We start from the raw sequence: 17,965 nt of genomic DNA, 5'->3' as shown, positions 1-17,965 counted from the left end.
CGGGCTTCGCCCAAAGACGGGCGCGTCCCACCGTGTGCCGACTACATTCGTCGGGTCGACACACGGCTGGGAGCTGGAGGCTGGGGGCCACTATGCCGAAGGACGTACCACCGCGCTGGGACCGCCGCATGCAGCAACGCCTCGCCCGCGGCGAGGCCGCCGCGCTCGGCGAGCTGTACGACCGCTTTGCCTCGCTCGTGCACAGCCTCGCGCACCGGGTGCTGGGTGACGAGACGGCCGCGGACCGGATCACCCGTGAGGTGTTCGGGTACATCTGGGAGAACCCGGACGCCTACGACCCCAAGCAGGGCTCCCTGCGCTCCTGGGTAGCCCGGATCACCCAGGGCCAGGCGGTGGCGCGGCTGCGCCAGGCCGAGTTGGGCCGCGGCTCCCGCGAGGAGCTGGAGCAGAAGGTGCGCAGCGCCAACGCCGCCGCCCGCGCGGACTACATCGTCACCTCGATGCCGGCGCCGCTGCGCTCCGCGCTGGAACTCGCCTACTTCAAGCGGCGCGATTACCGGCAGGCCGCCGCCGACCTCCAGATCAGCGAGGACGAGGCGCGGCGCCGGCTGCGGCTCGGGCTCCAGTTGCTGTCGACCGCCAACGCCCTCCCCCGGGAGGACACCGCCCCGCCCGGATACGGCCCGCCCGGATATGGAACGCCCCGATGACCGGACCCGCCGAAGAGGTGCCCGACGACGGTTACGAGCGGCCCGTGGGCGGTGCGGCGCGGATACCGGGCCCGCGCGGGGCCGCCGACGACCTCGACCCGCTGCCGGACCCGCGGCCCGCGTCGCAACCCGCGGCGGCGCCCGAGACCGCGGCCGGGATCGCGGCGGAGACCGCGGCGGAGAGCGCGGCCGCGCCGGAACCGCCGCCCACGCACGCCGTACTGAAGTCCCTGCTGGGGGCGTGGGCGCTGGCCGCCTGCTCCGCCGCGGAGACCCAGGCGGTGGAGGACCACCTGACCGAGTGCGCGCCCTGCGCGGAGGAGGCGCTGCGGCTGCGGGACGCCGTGGGCCTGCTGCACCCGGAGGAGAGCCTGGACCTCAAGCCGCTGCTGCGCTCCCGGGTGCTGGAGGACTGCCTGGGCAAGCGCCCGGCCCGTATTCCCGTCCCGGCGTGGGCGACCCCGTACGACACGGAGACCGCGCGGCTCGACGCCCTGCTGCGGGACTTCGGCGACTCGGAGTGGCACACCCCCGTACGGCTCAAATGGTTCGAGGAGGAGCGGCGCCTGTCGCGGCGCACCACGGTGGCGGGCGTGATCGGCCATCTGCTGACGGTGGACGGGCTCGTCGCGACGGCGCTCGGCCTGGACGACCCGCTGGGCCCGCAGGCACCGCAGGGCGGCACGACGGAACGTACCGAGTTCTTCTGGGACTCCGCGCGGCACCCGACCACCCGGCAGGTCCGCGAGCCCTGGCGGGAGCAGGGTCACACCCTGGTCCGTACGGTCTCCTTCGCGGGCCACGGCGTGGCCGAGCTCGCGGTCGACTACGGGGGCTTCGCCCTGCCGCTGGGGGACGCGTTCCTGGAGCGGGCCTTCGAGTGCTGGGTGCACGCGTGGGACATCGCGGACGCGGTGGACTACCCGTACGAGCCGCCGTCCGGGGCGCACCTGCACCGCATGATCGACCTGGCGGCGCGGCTGCTGCCGGGCGCGCTGGCCGAGCGGCGCCGCGCCGGTCTGGCGGGGCCGGCGCACGGCCTGGTCGCGGCGGGCGCCCCGGGCCGGACCCTGCACCTGGAGATCGAGGGCGCGGGCGGCGGCGGTTGGGACATCGCGCTGGATTCGCCGGCGGCGAAGCCGTCGTCGGAGCACACGGTCGCGGAGATCGCGCTGGACGGCCTGGAGTTCTGCCAACTGGCCGCCGGGCACATCTCCCCGGAGGACGCGGCGGCCGGCCAGCACGGCGACCGCGAGGCCATCCGCGACGTCCTGTTCGCGGCGGCGTCCCTCAGCCGTCTGTAGCGCGGCCGCCCGTTGCTCGCCGTCCGTGGCGCCGTAATCCGGCGGCGCCACGGACGGACGGCTGAACAGCCCACGCCCCGGGCCCCAGGCCCCAGGCCGCCTCAGCCGCTCAGGCGAAGACGACCGTGCGGGTGCCGTTCAGCAGCACCCGGTGTTCGCTGTGCCACTTCACCGCGCGGGCGAGGGCCTGGCACTCCACGTCCCGGCCGATGGCCACCAGCTGTTCCGGGGTCACCTCGTGGCCCACCCGCTCGACCTCCTGCTCGATGATCGGCCCCTCGTCCAGGTCGGCCGTCACGTAGTGCGCGGTCGCGCCGATCAGCTTCACGCCCCGCGCGTGCGCCTGGTGGTACGGCTTCGCGCCCTTGAAGCTCGGCAGGAAGGAGTGGTGGATGTTGATGATCCGCCCGCTCAGTTCCTTGCAGAGGGTGTCCGACAGCACCTGCATGTACCGGGCCAACACCACCAGCTCGACGTTCTGCGCGCGCACCAGCTCCAGCAGCTCCGCCTCGGCGGCCTCCTTCGTGTCCTTCGTCACCGGGATGTGCACGAAGGGGATGTCGTAGGAGCCGACCAGCTCCGCGAAGTCGGTGTGGTTGGAGACCACCGCCGCGATCTCCACCGGCAGCGCCCCGATCCGGGACCGGAACAGCAGGTCGTTCAGGCAGTGGCCGAACTTCGACACCATCAGGACGATCCGCATCCGCTCGTCCGAGCGGTGGATCTGCCAGTCCATTTCGAAGGAGTCCCCGATCGCGGCGAAGCTGGCCCGCAGCTTCTCCACGGTGACCGGCGCGTCCGCCTCGAAGTGCACCCGCATGAAGAACAGACCGGTGTCGCGGTCGCCGAACTGCCGGCTGTCCTCGATGTTGCATCCGGTCATGAACAGGTAACTGGACACGGCGTGCACAATGCCCTTTTTATCCGGGCAGGAGAGGGTCAGGACGTACTGCTGCGGCTGCGCCTGGCGCTGCGGGTCATCGCTCATGACGGCAAAGCCTTTCACACCGCGCGGGTGAGGATTCTCAGCAACTCCAGGGAGCGGGGCGCGGCGTCCGGATCGTCCCCGTCCGCCGTGGCGAGCCGTACGTGGGCCTCGCGCGCCGCGCGCACCGCCTCGGGCCAGGCGTGGTGCTCCAGGTACGCGGAGACCGGCGCGTCCGGGCCGACCTGGTGCAGGATGCGCAGCACGCGCAGGACCGCGAGGTCGACGAGGGCGGCCTCGCCGGAGTCGCGGAAGATGGTGCCGACGTACTTCTCGGCCGACCAGCTGTCGAGCCAGGTGTCCTCGACGAGCCGGTACACGGCGTCGGTGACGTCGCCGTACCCTTCGACGCCGGCCTGCCAGACCTCCTCCTGGAACAGCGGGTCGGAAAGCATGTGCAGCGCCGAGCGCACGTTGCTGCGCCAGCGCCACCACGGCATGTCGTTGAGGGGCATGCCGCCCATGGTGGAGGAGCGGCCGCCGCGGCGGGAAGAGTTCTTCGAACCTTGGGCGAATGTCACGCTTTCGATCGTACGTTCCCCCCTGGCGCGATCTTGAAGCACCTGTGCGCGCCCGCGCCCCCGCAATTCACCTCCCGGTCACCGGATGTTGTGTACACCTCATGCCCACGTTCCCCGTGGGGCGGAATGGTGCGTGGACATGACCGACCGGCTACGCACGACCTCCCTCTCCCGCACCTTCCTGGCCACGGCGATGGGTGCGTGTCTCATCGCCGGTTGCGGGTTGGTCCCCGGGGGCTCGGGGGGCTCCGGGGGCACCATCACCGTGATGACCTTCGCCCCGATGGGGACCAAGGCGACCAACATGCCCGGCATGGTGGGCATGGCGAAGGCCTACGAACGCTGGGTGAACGCCAAGGGCGGCATCAACGGCCACAAGCTGCGCGTCCTGACCTGCAACGAGCAGAACACCCCGACCGGCGCCGCCGACTGCGCGCGCAAGGCGGTCGCCGAGAAGGCCGTCGCGGTCGTCGGCTCGTACAGCCAGCACGGCCGCGCGTTCATGGCCCCGCTGGAGTCCGAGGGCATCCCCTTCATCGGCGGCTACGGGGTGTCCTCCGAGGAGTTCGTGAGCACCCTCTCCTACCCGGTCAACGGGGGGCAGCCCGTCCTCCTCGCCGGCGCCGGGCACCAGCTCGGCAAGGCGTGCAGCCAGGTCGCCCTGGTCCGCCCCGACACCCTCGCGGGCGACTCGATGCCCGTACTGCTGAACGCCGGGCTGCAGACCAACAAGGTGCCGGAGGCCGCGGACATCCGGGCCGCCGAGGACAGCGCCGACTACACGTCCCAGGCCCGCGAGGCACTGGCCGACACCACCGGCCCCGCCGCCAAGGAGCGGGGCTGCGTGACGGCGGTGCTCGGCGAGCGCACGGAGACCTTCCTCGACGCCTTCCGCCGCACCGACGAGAAGCACAGGAAGCCGCAGATCGCCTCCGTCCTCGGCAGCGTCAGCCAGGCGCTGGTCGACCGCACCGGCGGCCGGGAGAGCCCCTTCGAGGGCGCGTACCTCACCAGCTGGTACCCGGTGGCCGGCGACCCGCTGTGGGAGCCGATGCGCAAGGTGATCTCCGACCAGGCCTTCGGGGACGACAGCGTGGATCCCGACGACAGCGGGACGCAGACCACCTGGATCGCCTACACCGTGCTGAGCCAGGTCGTCGGGCGGCTCAAGGCCGACGAGGAAGTGACCGCGCGCAAGGTCGCCAAGACCCTCAACCAGACCGGGGGCGTCCAGACCGGCGGTCTCACCCCCGAGCTGAGCTGGCGCCACCAGGACGTACGGGCCGTCGCCGGGTTCCCGCGCATCTCCAACGGGCGGGTGACCTTCCAGGTCGTCCGGCAGGGGCGGCTGGTCGCCCAGCCGGGCGAGGAGCCCCAGGACATGACGCCGACCCTGGAGCAGGCGCCCCGCGCGGCGTGACGCCCCTCGGCCCGGGCCGTCACGCCCGCGCGGCGTGACCGGCCCCGGCCGTCACAGCTCGGTCTTGTCCCGTCGGGTGAGGCCGTACTTGGCGGCGATCGAGTTCCACATGGTCGCGGCCGACTCCTTCGCCCGCGTCGCCTCGCCGCTGGCCTTGTTGCCGGCGGCGGCGCTGTCGGTGGACTTGGCCTTGCCGTCCTTGCACTTGCCCTTGTCGTGGCCGACGTCGTCCGCCCAGCCCGCGTAGCTGCGGTCGGCGGCGGCCGAGGACTTCCAGGCCTTGTTGAGGGCGGCGGCGAGCTTCACGTGGTCCGGCAGCTGGTCCATCTTCAGGTCCTGGAGCCGGGTGACCAGGTCCTCGCGTTGGCTGGCCGCGGCACGCAGGTCCAGGGCCGCCTGGTCGAGGTTGCGGCAGCTCTTGATGTCGTCGACCGCCTTGATGACCGCCGCGCGGCTGCCGTTGCTGTCCGCGAGCACCTTGTCGAGCTGGACGGCCTGCGGGCGGGCGGGGTCGACCTGGGCGTCGTCGGCCGCCACCGCCGAAGAGCCGGTCGGGGCGGGCGCCTCGGCGCCCGGGTCGCTGTTGGCGGCCTTGCCGCCGTCTCCGAGCAACGAACCGACGCCGAGCCCGGCCACGGCGAGACCGATGACGGTGGCGGCGATCACCCCGGCCGAGACCTTGCGCGCGGGCGCCGGCGGCGGGGGCGCGTACTGCTGCTGCGGCGCGTACTGCTGCGCGGGCGGTAGGGGACCGGCGGGAGGGCCTACGGGGCCCCGGGCGCGCGGTGCCCGGGGCAGCACCGGCTCCTGGATCTGCGGCAACTGTTGGGTGCTGCCGGCGCTGTCGTCGCTGCGGAACAGACCGTCGAAACCCTGCACGGCGGGGTCCGCGGGGGCCGCCGGGACCGGCGGGATGTACTGCGTCGCGGCCTCGTGGTGGGCCGGCCCGTCCACCACCGGCGGGATATACCGCGTCGCCGCCTCGTGATGCCCCGGCGCCGCCGGGACCGGCGGCATGTACTGCGTCGCCGCCTCGTGGTGGGCCGGCCCGTCCACCACCGGCGGGATGTACTGGGTGGCCGCCTCGTGATGCCCCGGCGCCGCCGGGACCGGCGGCATGTACTGCGTCGCCGCCTCGTGGTGGGCCGGCCCGTCCACCACCGGCGGGATGTACTGGGTGGCCGCCTCGACCGGGCCCGGAGCGCCCGGTATGGGCGGGATGTACTGGGTCGCCGCCTCCGGCAGCGGGGGGTATCCGTAGCCGTGCGGGTCCCCGGGCCCCTCGAAGCCCGGGCCGATCACGTGCCCCGGCCGCGGGTACCCGTACCCCGGCCGGCCGGCGTACTCGGGCGACGCCTGCGCCGGGTAGCCGTAGGCGGGACCGCCCGGGGTGCCGGGCTCCTGCGCCCCGTACCCCGGGTACTCGTCCTGCTCGGGCCGCGGCTGCGGAGAGCCCTGCCCGGGCCGCGCCCCGTACCCGCCCCGCGACGCCTCTTGTCCGGGGTCCGGGCCCCACGGCGCACCGGCCTGCGGGGCGGCCTCATGACCGCTCCCCTGTCCGCTCTCCGTCACCGGGAACTCCTTCACCGACCTGCCCGCACGTACGGAACCGTCGGCCCACGCTACCCGGTCACCGGCCGCCCCGGTCGGTTACCTCCGCAGCCGTACCACGCCTCACACCGCCGCCACCTCCAGCCGAGCCGTGAACTCCCGCACCGCCGACTCCTCGCGGTACGGCTCCAGCCGGGTCCGGAAATCCTCCAGGTACTCCGCCCCGCGCCGGGTCCGCAGCGAGTCCAACAGATCGGCGGCCTTCGCCGCCGTCTGGCAGGCCTGCTCCACCTCCCGCTGCTGGACCCGGGCCGCCGCCAGCAGCAGCAGCCCGATCGCCCTGCGTCGCGCCTTCGTCTCGGGCAGGCCCCGCAGGGCCTCCTCGGCGCGCCTGGCCGCGGCGTCGGCCTGGCCCAGGTCCCGGTGGCAGTGGGCCAGCTCGTCCGCGAGGTAGGCCTCGTCGAAGTGGCGGATCCACACCGGGTCGTCGCCGGCCTCGGGCTCCGCCCGCTCCAGCGCGGTCACCGCCCGCCCCGACAGCACCGCCGTGGCGCGGGCGTCGCCCAGCAGCGCGTGCCCGCGCGCCTCGGCGGCGTAGAACATCGCCTCCACCCTCGGGGTGACCTGCCCGCGCGTGCCCTCCTGGGCGGCCCGCGCCAGTTGCGCGATCTCCCTGGGGTTGCCGAGTTCGGCGGCGAGGTGGCTCATGGACGCGGCCAGGACGTAACCGCCGTACGCGCGGTCGCCGGCCGCCTGGGCCAGCCGGAGCGCCTGGATGTAGTAGCGCTGGGCCAGGCCGGGCTGGCCCGTGTCCACCGCCATGTAGCCGGCCAGTTCCGTCAGCCGGGCCACGGCCGCGAACAGGGCCCGCCCGACCGGCTCCCGGTAGGAGCCGCCGATCAGCCCGGACACCACGGAGTTGAGGTAGTGCACCACCACCGGGCGCACGTGCCCGCTGCCGAAGCGGTGGTCCAGCTCCTTGAGCGCCTCGGTGGTCGCCCGTACCGCTTCGACGTCGGGCATGCCGACGCGCGAGCCGCTGTTGCGCGCCACCTGCGGGTCGGCGCCGGTGATCAACCAGTCCCGGCTGGGTTCGACGAGGGCGGAGGCGGCCACGCTGGAGCCGGAGAGGAAGTCGCGGCGACCGACGTCGCTCCGCCACAACTCGCTGACCTGCTCGATGGCGCCGATGACCGTCGGGGAGAACTGGAGGCCGACGCCGGAGGCGAGGTTCTTGCCGTTGGCCATGCCGATCTCGTCGATGGTGACGGTACGGCCGAGTTTGCGCCCGATCGCCTCGGCGATGATGCCCGGCGCCCGGCCGCGCGGCTGCTGACCGCGCAGCCACCGGGCCACGGAGGTCTTGTCGTAGCGGAGATCGAGGCCGTGCTCGGCCCCGCACATGTTCACGCGCCGGGCGAGCCCGGCGTTGGAGCACCCGGCTTCCTGGATGAGCGCCTGCAGCCGTTCGTTCGGCTGGCGGGCGAGGAGAGGCCTGGCTGCCATGAAAACCCCCTGAAGCCGCGGGAGAGCGATGGAATGATCACTTCCCGCCTGATGTGCGGAGAATCTTCCTCTCTGCGTGGTGTCGCTACCCACGGACCGCGCTCCGGGCTCCTACGCGCCCCCGTACATGCTTCCGTGCGCCCCATGTGCAGGATCGATGCTCCGCCCACGGGCCGGTTTACGCCCGTAACCCCGGATGGGTGCGGGAGTTGTGAAGGGCGTGGAAGAGACCATCGGAGTCACGGAGACCGCACCCATCCCCAAGCAGCGCGGCGAGCAGCTGTTGGACCATGCCGTGCGGTACGCGGAAGAACGGCACTGGGATGTCTTCGCGGGCACCTGGCTGGAGGCCGGCGACGGCCGGGAGGTGTGCTCCTGCGGGGACCCGGAGTGCGCGGCGCCCGGCGCCCACCCGGCGGTGAAGGACTGGGCGGCGCTGGCCACCGGCAGCGCGGTACAGGTGCGCCGGATCTGGGCGAAGCAGCCCGGCGCGTCCATCCTGCTGCCGACGGGCCGGACCTTCGACGCCATCGACGTGCCCTCCGCCGCCGGCATCCACGCGGTGGCGCGGCTGGAGCGCATGCAGCGCACCCTCGGCCCGGTCACCCTCACCCCCGACCACCGGATGCTGTTCTTCGTCCTGCCCGGGGCCGGGGCGAAGATGCCCGACCTGGTACGGAAGTTGGGCTGGTCGGCGTCCGCGATCGACATGGTCGCGCGGGGCGAGGGCGAGTACGTCGCCGCGCCGCCCACCCGCTTCGGCGGCCGGGGCCCGGTGCAGTGGGCGTGCAAGCCCACCCCGGCCAACCGGTGGCTGCCGGACACCGAGGAGCTGATCGACGCGCTGGCCTACGCGTGCGGCAGCCAGGCGGCCGCGACCCGCGTCGGCAGGGGCGTCGACACGGCCGTCGGCACGGCCGTCGGCGCGGCCCACCCGTCCTGAGGTCGGGTACATGACACCGGGTTCATGACATACGTAACTGCTGCCGCCTGCCCCCTTCCTCCTATGGTGAGGAACGTACGACCACGGGGATCAGAACGAGAGGCAGGCGCATGCCGGACCAGGGTGATGCGACGGGCGGGACGCACGACGGAACGGGTGGCGCGCGATCCGCGCCGCCCGCCGCCGTGCGGATAGAGGGACTGTGGAAGCGCTTCGGCGAGCAGGTGGCCGTGGCCGGCATCGACCTGGAGATCCCGGCGGGCCGGTTCATCGGGCTCGTGGGGCCGAACGGCGCGGGCAAGACGACGACGCTGTCGATGGTGACCGGGCTGCTGCGCCCCGACATGGGGCGCGTGTACGTCGCCGGGCACGACGTGTGGGCGGACCCGACCGAGGTGAAGTCGCGGATCGGCGTCCTGCCCGAGGGGCTGAGGCTGTTCGAGCGTCTCTCCGGGCGGGAGTTGCTCGGCTACATGGGCCGGCTGCGCGGCCTGCCGGGCGAGGAGACCGACAAGCGGACGACGCAGCTGCTGGACGTGCTGGACCTCGCGGGCTCCCAGCACAAGCTGGTCGTCGACTACTCGACGGGCATGCGCAAGAAGATCGGCCTGGCGGCGGCGCTGCTGCACAACCCGGAAGTCCTCTTCCTGGACGAGCCCTTCGAAGGCGTCGACCCGGTGTCCGCGCAGACCATCCGCGGAGTGCTGGAACGTTACACCGCGTCGGGGGCCACCGTCGTGTTCTCCTCCCACGTGATGGAGCTCGTCGAGTCGCTGTGCGACTGGGTGGCCGTCATGGCCGGCGGCCACATCCGCGCGGCGGGCCCGCTGGCCGACGTACGGGGCGACGCGCCCTCCCTCCAGAACGCGTTCCTCGAACTCGTCGGAGCACGGGACCTGGCCGGCGGCGACTCCCTGGACTGGCTGGGCGGCGCCCGATGAGCGCCCCGGTCACCACCGCCGGCCGGGCGGCGCCCGTCACCGTGGCCCCGCCCGTCTCCCTGATGCCGCTCTTCGTCCGCCTCAAGCTGTCGCTGCTCAAGAACGGCCTCAGGGGCTCCTCCAAGCGCAAGGCGGCCTGGTTCGGCACCCTCGTGCTGGCGCTCGTGGTGGGCTTCTTCGCCACGCTCGGGCTGGCCGTGCTGCACGGCAACGCGCACGCGGGAACGGTCGTCGTGATCCTCGCGGCGGTGCTGGCGCTCGCCTGGAGCTTCATGCCGCTGTTCTTCCCGAGCGGCGACGAGACGCTCGACCCGAGCCGGCTGGTGATGCTGCCGCTGCGCCCGCGTCCGCTGGTGCGGGCCCTCCTGGCGTCGTCGCTGGTCGGCATCGGGCCGCTGTTCACGCTCTGCCTGGCCGTCGGCTCGGTGGTGGCGGTGGCGCACGGCGCGGCCGGGACGGTGTTCGCCGTCCTCGCCGTTCCGCTGCTGCTGCTGTTCTACGTGAGCCTGGCGCGGGCCGTGGCCACCGCCAACGTACGGCTGCTGTCCAGCCGCAAGGGGCGCGACCTCGCACTACTGAGCGGGCTGGTGATCGCGGTCGGCGCCCAGGTGGCCAACTTCGCCAGTCAGCGCCTGTTCCAGCCGGGCGGACTGGCCCACCTGGAGCCGGCGGAGGCGGTGGTCCGTTGGCTGCCGCCCGCGACGGCGGTGGGCATGGTGGACTCAGCGAGCAACGGCGACTACGCGGTCGCCGCTGCCCAACTGGTGATCACCCTCACCGCCCTGGCCGGGCTCGTGTGGTTCTGGGAGCGCAGCCTGACCAAACTGATGGTCACTCCGGACGGTTCGACCCTCGCGGCCGCCGCGCCCCGCAAGGACCGCGACTCGGGCACGGGCTTCTGGGCCCTGCTGCCCGGCGGCCGCACGGGCGCCGCGATGCAGCGCACCCTGCGGTACGTGATGCGCGACCCGAAGACGAAGTCGGCCTGGGTGACGGCGCTGGCCGTGGGCCTGATCGTGCCGGTGTTCAACGCCCTCCAGGGGACCGGCTCCCTCTACCTCGCCTGCTTCGGCTCGGGCATGCTCGGCATCCAGATGTACAACCAGTTCGGGCAGGACACCTCCGCGTTCTGGATGGTCGCGCAGACCCTGTCGAGCCCGCGCGACGTTTTCGTGGAGATGCGGGCCCGTGCCGGGGCGCTGGCCCTGGTCACCGTCCCGTACACGGTCCTGGTCACGGCGGTCACCGCCGGGCTGGTCGGCAACTGGGCCTACTTCCCCGCGGCCCTGGGCCTGGCGCTGGCCCTGCTGGGCGCCATGCTGTGCACGGGCGCGCTGGCCTCGGTCCGTTTCCCGTACTCGATCCCCACGGACGGCGCGTTCAAGAACGTGGCGCCGGGCCAGGGCGGGCTCGCCTGGCTGGGCATCTTCGGCGGCATGCTCGCCTCGGCGGTGATCTCCGCCCCGGTGATCACGGTGACGGTCTACTTCGCCACCACCCCGGAGCAGCAGTCCCTCGCCTGGACGGTCCTGCCTCTGGGCATCGTCTGGGCCGCCCTGGCGGCCTGGGCGGGCCTGCGCCTGGCGGCCCCCGTGGCGGCCCGCCGCATCCCCGAGATCCTGACGGCGGTCAGCAAGGGCTGACGGCCCGAAGCCCGGCCCGCGCTCCCCCGGGGGAGCGCGGGCCGGGCTTCCGCGTATCCCGATCAGACGGTGGGGAGCTTGGCCGTGAAGGCGGTCGGGACGCTGATCACGTCGTTGAAGCTGAGCCTGCCCTCGCCGAACTGGTCGGCGGTCGACAGCGTCCGCAACAGCCAGACCACGGTGGCCTACGCGGCGTGGCTCGGCGAACTCGGCGGGGAGGTGCGGACCGCTCCGGAGCTGCCCACCCGGCTGATGATCTTCGACCGGTCGACGGCCGTCATCCCGGTCAGCAGCGACGACAGCGCGGCGGGCGCGGTGGTGCTGACCGGTCAGGGCACGCTGATGGCGCTGTGCGCGCTCTTCGACAACGTCTGGGGCGCCGCGCGGCCACTGGGGACGGCCGAGACGGTCCGTGACGAGGGCGGCCTCAACCCGCAGGAGACCACCGTCATCCGGTTGCTGGCCCAAGGCCTGACCGACGAGGCGATAGCGAAGCGGCTGGCGGTCTCCCCGCGCACCGCCCGCCGGTTGGCCACGGACCTGATGGACCGGCTGAACGCCCGCAGCCGTTTCGAGTTCGGCGTGCGGGCGGTCCAGCGCGGCTGGCTGCCGCACTCGGCGGACTGAGCCCGACCTCCCTGGAGTCGCCCGGGAGTCGGCCTAGGAGTCGGCCTCGATGCCGGCGAGGTCCAGGGAGGCCAGGCGGTCCGGGTTGCCGATGGCGGTGATGTCGACGATCAGGCCGCCGGTGACGGTGAAGGCCATGACCGAGAGCGGGCGGCCCTTCTCGGAGACGACGACACCCGCCGTGCCGTTGACGAGCGCCGGGCGGACGAACGGCGAGAGCCCGCTGAACATGAGGGCCTGGGAGGCCACCGTGCCGGCGCCGCCCAGGACGACCGTGCGGCGGGTGCGGCCCGCGCCGCCGTCGGAACGCAGGACGATGTCGGGGTGCAGCACCGAGACGAGGGCGTCGAAGTCCCCTTCGCGCGCGGCGGCGAAGAACGCGTCGACCACCCGCCGCTGCTCGCTCAGGTCGGGGTCGGGGACCGGGGCCCGGCCCCGCACCCGGCGGCGGGCGCGGCTGGCCAACTGCCGCACGGCGACCGGGGTCTTGTCCAGCAGCGGGGCGATCTCGTCGAAGGGCACGGCGAACATGTCGTGCAGGACGAACGAGAGCCGCTCGGCGGGTGACAGCGACTCCAGCACCACCATCAGGGCCAGCCCGACCGAGTCGGCCAGCATCGCCCGCTGCTCGGGGTCGGTGACCGCCTCACGGCTGACGACAGGGTCGGGGATGAAGGTCTCCAGCGGGTCTTCCCGCCGGGTGGCACGCGAGCGCAGGGCGTCCAGGCACAGCCGCGACACCACGGTCGTCAACCACCCGCCCAGGTTCTCCACCGCGCCGACGTCGCTGCGCCCGAGCCGCAGCCAGGCTTCCTGTACGGCGTCCTCGGCCTCGCCGAGGGAGCCCAGCATCCGGTAGGCCACGGCCTTGAGGTGGCCCCGGTGCTCCTCGAACCGTCCGGCCAGCAGTTCGTCCTCGTCCACGTCTCGCCTTCCCCCCTCCTGCACGCCCCGCCCGCGGGAGCCACGTCCACGCATCCTCGGCCCCGCCGCGCCGAAACACCCAAGCGGTTTCCGCGAGTCCGTCAGGAAGCGGCCCGGACGCCGTCCAGGAAGGGCTCCAGCACCGCGCGCCAGGCGGCCGGCTGGTCGTAGTGCAGGTAGTGGCCGGCGTCCGGGATCTCGGCGTACCGGCCGGCCGGGAGGACGCGGACCATCTCCTGGGCTTCGGCGCGACCCAACTCGCCGTCGAGTCCGCGCACCACCAGGGTGGGGCAGCGGACCTGGGCCAGTTCCTCCCAGTGCGCGTCGTGGACCCAGGTCTCCCGGGCCGTCAGCATCTGCCGCCGGGAGAAGAGGGGGCGCCAGCCGTCCTCGGCCTGGTGCATGACCTCGGCGAAGAACGCGCCCCGGCCGGGGTCGGGGCGGTCCACCCGGGGATCGTCCTCGCCGAACCAGCGACGGGCCGCGTCCTGGGTGGGGAAGGGCAGCGGCCAGCGACGAAACCAGTCCTCCCAGTCGCGCTGCGAGGCCTCGCCGAGGGCGGAGGCGCGCATGTCGCAGATGACCAGGGCCTCCACCAGATCCGGGCGGCGGGCCGCGAGCTGCCAGGCGGTGAGGGCGCCCATGGAGTGGCCGATCAGGGTGACGGGGGCGAGGCCGAGCTGCTCGACGGCGGCCTCGGCATCGGCGACGAACGCGTCGCGCCCGAACGCCGTCTGCGTGTCCGGGGCGTCGCGGGCGGCCGGTGGGCGACCGCTCTGACCGTGCCCGCGCTGGTCGAGCGCGACGACCCGGTGGTGCTCGGCGAGCCAGCGGGCAGTGCCGGCCCAGTGCAGGGCGCGGCCCATCAGGCCGTGGAGTAACAGGACCGCGGGCCGCTCGGGTTCGTCGGGCGCGCGGTGTTCCCCACGGGTCTCACGGCCCGCTGCGAGGAACTCCCAGGCGACCAGGCGTACGCCGTCGGCCCCCGTGACATCGATGCGCTGTACCACCGCAGATGCACCCCCTTCGATCCCCGCCAGGGTATCGAACCCGTATTCGAAAACAGCCCTCTCGCCGACAACACCGCTCTTTCGAGTGACCTTGCTCAAGGATTGGCCGCCGTTGCCGATGGAGATCCTTTCAACAGGGAGGCGGGCCGCTCGGGGAAGACGGTCCGAAGGGGATGACCTTGAGAGCTCGGGGCTCCAGGTCAGTCAGGGGAGGATCGGTCCCGGCGCCGAAAGGCGCCGGGACCGTTTCATTACCGCTCCGGTGCCCGCGTCGCCGGCATCGACACGCGGCCGTCGACCGTAATTCCCGATCAACGCCCCGGCCCGCCCCGAAGCCCGCCCGCCGGGGCGCCCCGGCCGCCCCGGCCGCCCCGGCCGCCTCAGCGCTTGGCGACGAACACGTGCGAGGCGACCTCCGCGCCCAACTCCGCCGCCTCGCCGCCGCTGCCGACCAGCACCCCGCCCGGGGACTCCGTCACGCTCACCACCGAGCCGGGCTGTACGCCCGCCCGCCGCAGCGTGTACATCAACTGGGCGTCCGTCTGGATCGGCTCGCCGATCCGGCGCACCACCACGGTCTTGCCCTCGCTGCCCGGGTCCAGCTCCGACAGGCTGACCATGCCGGCCTCCAGGAACGGGTCCGCCTCGGCCTTCTCGCCCAGCTCCTCCAGTCCCGGGATCGGGTTCCCGTACGGCGACTCCGTCGGGTGGCGCAGCAGCTCCAGGACCCGCCGCTCCACCGCCTCGCTCATCACGTGCTCCCAGCGGCAGGCCTCGGCGTGCACCTGCTCCCACTCCAGGCCGATGACGTCGACGAGCAGGCACTCGGCCAGCCGGTGCTTGCGCATCACGCGCGTCGCCAGCCGCCGCCCCTCCTCCGTCAGCTCCAGGTGTCGGTCGCTGGCCACGGCCACCAGACCGTCCCGCTCCATCCTGGCGACCGTCTGGCTCACCGTCGGGCCGCTCTGATCGAGCCGCTCGGCGATCCGGGCGCGCATGGGGACCACGCCTTCCTCTTCCAGCTCGAGGATGGTGCGGAGGTACATCTCCGTGGTGTCGATCAGTCCGGACATTCGTGCCCCTCGGATTGCGTGCGCTGGCCCTGCCCCAATTCTGACGCATCGGGCCGACAACCGTCCCGTACGAACGTCAAGGCCGATGCGGGACGTACGTCCGGGGCCCGCCCCGGCCGCCGGGGGCCTTTCGTCCGCTGGTTGACGTTCGTATTGACACGCCCTTGGTACAGACCGCACGGTGAGCGGCGGACAACGGAAGCAACCCACCGCACCCCGCCCCTGGAAGGGCCTTCGGCGTATGAGCGAGAGCAAGCTGGCCGGGCAGTTCTTCGACGCCGCCATCGGCCTGCTGGAGCGGGTGCGGGACGAGGAAGCCGGGCCGATCGGCGCGGCGGGGGCCGTCGTCGCCGATGCCGTCGCCGCGGGGAACCGGCTCTTCGCCTTCGGCGCCGGGCACTCCTCGCTGCCCGCCCAGGACGTGGTCTACCGGGCCGGCGGGCTGGCCCTGATGAACTTCCTGGCCGTCCCGGGCACCGCGGGCATCGACGTCATGCCGGCCACCCTCGGCAGCGCCCTGGAGCGGGTCGACGGCCTCGCCGCCGCCGTCCTGGACAGCAGCCCGGCGGCCGAGGGGGACGTCCTCGTGATCATCTCCCTCTCGGGGCGCAACGCCCTGCCGGTCGAGATGGCCATGAACGCCCGCGCGATCGGACTCAAGGTCATCGGCGTGACCTCCGTGGCGTACACGACGGAGACCCGGTCGCGGCACGCGTCGGGCACCTTCCTGAAGGACCACTGCGACATCGTCCTCGACAGCAAGATCGCGGTCGGCGACGCCGAGCTGAGCCTCGACGGCATCGAGGCGCCGTTCGCGCCCGCCTCCACCGTCGTGACCTGCGCGATCATGCAGGCCGTGATGGCGGCGGCGGCCGGCGAGCTGGCCGCGCGCGGGGTGGAGCCGCCGCTGCTGCGCTCGGGCAACGTGGACGGCGGCCACGAGTGGAACGGCCGAGTCATGCGGGAGTACGGCGACCGGATCTTCTTCCGCCACTAGGGGGTGTCTGATGGATCAGGGTCGGGTGGCACCAGGCGGGCCGGACCCGGCCATGATCCGTCAGACACCCCCTAGCGGGCCACGGGCCCGGCCCGGCGGACCGGCCCGGGGGCCCGCCCGGGCCGGTCCGCCGGCCACCGCGCCCCCGCCGCCCCGCTCAGAGGTCCGCCGGGCGGATCACCGTGCGTCGGGCCAGGTCCAGGTCGGCCGCCACGCGTGAGGCCACCTCCTCCGCGTACAGGGCGTCCGCGCGCTCGAAGGCGGGCCGCGACGGGCCCCGGAGGAAGGTCAGCGCCCCCAGGGTCCGGCCCCGGCTGCGCAGCACCGTGCACAGCGCGTGCGCCGCGTCCGGGGGCCAGTGCCGCGCCCGCGCCCACTGCTCCGAGGGCTCTCCCGCCGGGGCACTGGCCCGCACCGGGCCGATCCGGTCGAGGGCCTGCAACGCCGGGTGCGTCCCCGCGTACCGGACCGGGATCGCGCCCGGCGCCGGCAGCAGCAGGGTCTGCCCCGACGCCGAGACGGCCGAGCGGACGAGCCGCCTGCGCCGCCCCGGGGCGGCGGGCCCCGGGTCCGGGTCCGCGTCGGGCGGGCCGTCGAGGTCGTCGAGTACGTCCACCAGCGCGTGCTCGGCGAAGCCGGCCAAGGCGAAGTCCAGCCGTACGGCGGCGGCCTCCGCCGGGTCATCGCACTCCGCGGCGGCCCGCCCCGCGCGGTAGAGCTGGTTGGACCGGAACCGCAGTTGCCCGGTGTCCAGCTCGGCCCGCCTGGCCTCGGTGATGTCCTGGAACAGCCAACCGACCCCGAGCGGCACCGGTTCCTCCGCCAGCGGCGAGGCCAGCCGCAGGAACCCGGAGCGCCAGCAGCGCCGTCTCGCCCCCTCGGGCGTACGGACGGTCACCCACAGCTCCACGGGCGCCGGCGGGGCGCCCTCCGCCAGCACGTGCTGGAGCGCGCCCTCCAGCTCCTCGACGCCCTGCGCCAGCAGTTCCCCGAGCGGCCGCCCCAGCAGCGCGGTGCGCCCGGAGCCGAAGGCGCGGGCGGCGTGCAGGTTCACGACCGCCGGGCGTAAATCGACGTCGACCAGGACGACCCCCCAGGAGGCGTCCTCCAGCAGCGCCTCGCTCAGCGCGATGGAACGCTCCAGGTCGATCTGCGCGTGCACCTCGCTGAACGCGCAGTAGACGCCGGCGGGCTTGCCGTCGGCGCCCGGCACACCGGCGGACTGGGTCCGCACGAGGACCCGGCCGCCGTCCTTGGTCAACAGCGCGAACTCGTGGACGTGCCGGCCCGGCGCGTCCTGGGCGGACATCAGCCGCTCCTCCACGTCGTGCGCGTCGGCGGCGCGCACCGCCCACCCGGCGAACCCGCGCCGACCGACGGCCTCGGCCGCGGTCCAGCCCAGGATGCGCTCGGCCTCGCGGTTCCAATGGGTGATCACACCATCGGCGTCGAACGCGCACAGAGCCGCGTCCATCCCGTCCAGCAGCGCTGCGAGCAGGTCGTCGGTCGTCTCGTCACGTCCGGAAACACTCACCTGGCACCCCCTGCAGGTGTTCGCGTATGCGGCACGTCAGATCATTGAACTGGAACGTGACGCAGCCCACACCCCCTTCCCGGAATCGTCCCGTTTTTTCCGTTCCGACCGCCGGACGAAGCCCGTCGGACAAATGGCTTGAGCGACCGGGGACGGGCTCGTAGGCTCTGCGGTACACGAGAAGGGAGGTGGTTCCCGAAATGTACGGAAACCGGACGCGTGAGGTGGCTGCGGGCTAAAGCGCCCGTCGTCGCACGCACCCAGTGCGGTGCCCGGCGGGAACGCCAGGCGCCAATCCCAAGCAGTCACCCGACC

At 73.4% G+C, this 17,965-nt stretch carries 15 protein-coding genes and 1 pseudogene; 8 read left to right on the top strand and 8 right to left on the bottom strand.

The window, feature by feature from the left end; translation table 11 throughout:
* The first annotated feature begins 92 nt into the window (after positions 1 to 92).
* Both E6R62_RS32310 and E6R62_RS32305 read left to right on the top strand, forming a co-directional pair.
* Positions 93 to 671, top strand: coding sequence for a sigma-70 family RNA polymerase sigma factor (locus E6R62_RS32310; RefSeq protein WP_136217034.1), 579 nt, complete (start codon positions 93 to 95; stop codon positions 669 to 671).
* Complete coding sequence (locus E6R62_RS32305; protein ID WP_136217033.1) at positions 668 to 1,975, top strand: maleylpyruvate isomerase N-terminal domain-containing protein; 1,308 nt, start codon at positions 668 to 670, stop codon at positions 1,973 to 1,975. The genes E6R62_RS32310 and E6R62_RS32305 overlap by 4 nt, the downstream gene beginning before the upstream one ends.
* A gap of 109 nt (positions 1,976 to 2,084) precedes the next feature.
* Here the strand turns inward: E6R62_RS32305 and purU are convergent, their stop codons facing one another.
* Complete coding sequence (purU, locus tag E6R62_RS32300) at positions 2,085 to 2,963, bottom strand: formyltetrahydrofolate deformylase (RefSeq protein WP_136217032.1); 879 nt, start codon at positions 2,961 to 2,963, stop codon at positions 2,085 to 2,087.
* 14 nt (positions 2,964 to 2,977) lie between these two features.
* Entirely contained in the window at positions 2,978 to 3,424 is a 447-nt protein-coding gene (locus E6R62_RS32295; protein ID WP_136217059.1) for a hypothetical protein, read from the bottom strand.
* A gap of 196 nt (positions 3,425 to 3,620) precedes the next feature.
* On the opposite strand from E6R62_RS32295, the gene E6R62_RS32290 reads away from it, so the two are divergent.
* The gene (locus tag E6R62_RS32290; RefSeq protein WP_136217031.1) at positions 3,621 to 4,901 is read left to right on the top strand and encodes an ABC transporter substrate-binding protein; all 1,281 of its coding nucleotides are present in this window, start codon (positions 3,621 to 3,623) and stop codon (positions 4,899 to 4,901) included.
* A gap of 51 nt (positions 4,902 to 4,952) precedes the next feature.
* On the opposite strand, the gene E6R62_RS32285 is transcribed toward E6R62_RS32290, so the two are convergent.
* Together E6R62_RS32285 and E6R62_RS32280 are read right to left on the bottom strand one after the other, a co-directional pair.
* Positions 4,953 to 6,473: a hypothetical protein gene (locus tag E6R62_RS32285; protein ID WP_240802025.1), complete on the bottom strand. Its 1,521-nt coding sequence runs from the start codon at positions 6,471 to 6,473 to the stop codon at positions 4,953 to 4,955.
* A 102-nt stretch (positions 6,474 to 6,575) separates the two neighbouring features.
* Positions 6,576 to 7,958 carry a transcriptional regulator gene (locus E6R62_RS32280; RefSeq protein WP_136217030.1) on the bottom strand — a complete coding sequence of 461 codons (1,383 nt, stop codon included), beginning with the start codon at positions 7,956 to 7,958 and terminating at the stop codon, positions 6,576 to 6,578.
* A 220-nt stretch (positions 7,959 to 8,178) separates the two neighbouring features.
* Here E6R62_RS32280 and E6R62_RS32275 point away from each other — a divergent pair, with 220 nt between their 5' ends.
* The 4 genes and pseudogenes from E6R62_RS32275 to E6R62_RS32260 form a co-directional block, all read left to right on the top strand.
* On the top strand, positions 8,179 to 8,901 hold the full coding sequence (locus tag E6R62_RS32275) for a bifunctional DNA primase/polymerase (RefSeq protein ID WP_136217029.1): 723 nt from the start codon (positions 8,179 to 8,181) through the stop codon (positions 8,899 to 8,901).
* Positions 8,902 to 9,011: 110 nt separating this feature from the next.
* Positions 9,012 to 9,842 carry an ABC transporter ATP-binding protein gene (locus tag E6R62_RS32270; RefSeq protein WP_136217028.1) on the top strand — a complete coding sequence of 277 codons (831 nt, stop codon included), beginning with the start codon at positions 9,012 to 9,014 and terminating at the stop codon, positions 9,840 to 9,842.
* Positions 9,839 to 11,485, top strand: a complete 1,647-nt coding sequence (locus E6R62_RS32265) for a transporter (protein WP_136217027.1) — start codon at positions 9,839 to 9,841, stop codon at positions 11,483 to 11,485. Before E6R62_RS32270 ends, E6R62_RS32265 begins: the two co-directional genes overlap by 4 nt.
* A 150-nt stretch (positions 11,486 to 11,635) precedes the next feature.
* Positions 11,636 to 12,112: pseudogene (locus tag E6R62_RS32260) on the top strand (LuxR C-terminal-related transcriptional regulator); the annotation flags it as partial.
* Positions 12,113 to 12,145: 33 nt separating this feature from the next.
* Here the strand turns inward: E6R62_RS32260 and sigJ are convergent.
* The 3 genes from sigJ to E6R62_RS32245 form a co-directional block, all read right to left on the bottom strand.
* Positions 12,146 to 13,036 (bottom strand): RNA polymerase sigma factor SigJ, encoded by an 891-nt coding sequence (gene sigJ, locus E6R62_RS32255; protein ID WP_206308913.1) that lies wholly within the window; start codon positions 13,034 to 13,036, stop codon positions 12,146 to 12,148.
* 101 nt (positions 13,037 to 13,137) lie between these two features.
* The gene (locus E6R62_RS32250) at positions 13,138 to 14,046 is read right to left on the bottom strand and encodes an alpha/beta fold hydrolase (protein ID WP_136217025.1); all 909 of its coding nucleotides are present in this window, start codon (positions 14,044 to 14,046) and stop codon (positions 13,138 to 13,140) included.
* Positions 14,047 to 14,426: 380 nt separating this feature from the next.
* Entirely contained in the window at positions 14,427 to 15,119 is a 693-nt protein-coding gene (locus E6R62_RS32245; protein WP_136217024.1) for a metal-dependent transcriptional regulator, read from the bottom strand.
* 241 nt (positions 15,120 to 15,360) lie between these two features.
* Here E6R62_RS32245 and E6R62_RS32240 point away from each other — a divergent pair, with 241 nt between their 5' ends.
* Positions 15,361 to 16,116: an SIS domain-containing protein gene (locus E6R62_RS32240; protein WP_136217023.1), complete on the top strand. Its 756-nt coding sequence runs from the start codon at positions 15,361 to 15,363 to the stop codon at positions 16,114 to 16,116.
* Positions 16,117 to 16,273: 157 nt separating this feature from the next.
* On the opposite strand, the gene E6R62_RS32235 is transcribed toward E6R62_RS32240, so the two are convergent.
* Positions 16,274 to 17,650, bottom strand: coding sequence for a PAS domain-containing protein (locus tag E6R62_RS32235; protein ID WP_136217022.1), 1,377 nt, complete (start codon positions 17,648 to 17,650; stop codon positions 16,274 to 16,276).
* Positions 17,651 to 17,965: the final 315 nt, after the last annotated feature.

Origin of the sequence: Streptomyces sp. A1136 (genome assembly GCF_004795055.1) — a bacterium.
GTDB lineage: Bacteria > Actinomycetota > Actinomycetes > Streptomycetales > Streptomycetaceae > Streptomyces.
Note: the sequence above shows the minus strand (reverse complement) of the source record. Positions and strands in the feature narration are given on the sequence as shown.

Excerpts from the sequence above, each read along its gene's own strand:
- E6R62_RS32310 (WP_136217034.1), top strand. The coding sequence starts at position 93 with ATGCCGAAGGACGTACCACCGCGCTGGGACCGCCGCATGCAGCAACGC.
- E6R62_RS32305 (WP_136217033.1), top strand. The coding sequence starts at position 668 with ATGACCGGACCCGCCGAAGAGGTGCCCGACGACGGTTACGAGCGGCCC.
- purU (WP_136217032.1), bottom strand. The coding sequence starts at position 2,963 with ATGAGCGATGACCCGCAGCGCCAGGCGCAGCCGCAGCAGTACGTCCTG.
- E6R62_RS32295 (WP_136217059.1), bottom strand. The coding sequence starts at position 3,424 with ATGGGCGGCATGCCCCTCAACGACATGCCGTGGTGGCGCTGGCGCAGC.
- E6R62_RS32290 (WP_136217031.1), top strand. The coding sequence starts at position 3,621 with ATGACCGACCGGCTACGCACGACCTCCCTCTCCCGCACCTTCCTGGCC.
- E6R62_RS32280 (WP_136217030.1), bottom strand. The coding sequence starts at position 7,958 with ATGGCAGCCAGGCCTCTCCTCGCCCGCCAGCCGAACGAACGGCTGCAG.
- E6R62_RS32270 (WP_136217028.1), top strand. The coding sequence starts at position 9,012 with ATGCCGGACCAGGGTGATGCGACGGGCGGGACGCACGACGGAACGGGT.
- E6R62_RS32265 (WP_136217027.1), top strand. The coding sequence starts at position 9,839 with ATGAGCGCCCCGGTCACCACCGCCGGCCGGGCGGCGCCCGTCACCGTG.
- E6R62_RS32245 (WP_136217024.1), bottom strand. The coding sequence starts at position 15,119 with ATGTCCGGACTGATCGACACCACGGAGATGTACCTCCGCACCATCCTC.
- E6R62_RS32240 (WP_136217023.1), top strand. The coding sequence starts at position 15,361 with ATGAGCGAGAGCAAGCTGGCCGGGCAGTTCTTCGACGCCGCCATCGGC.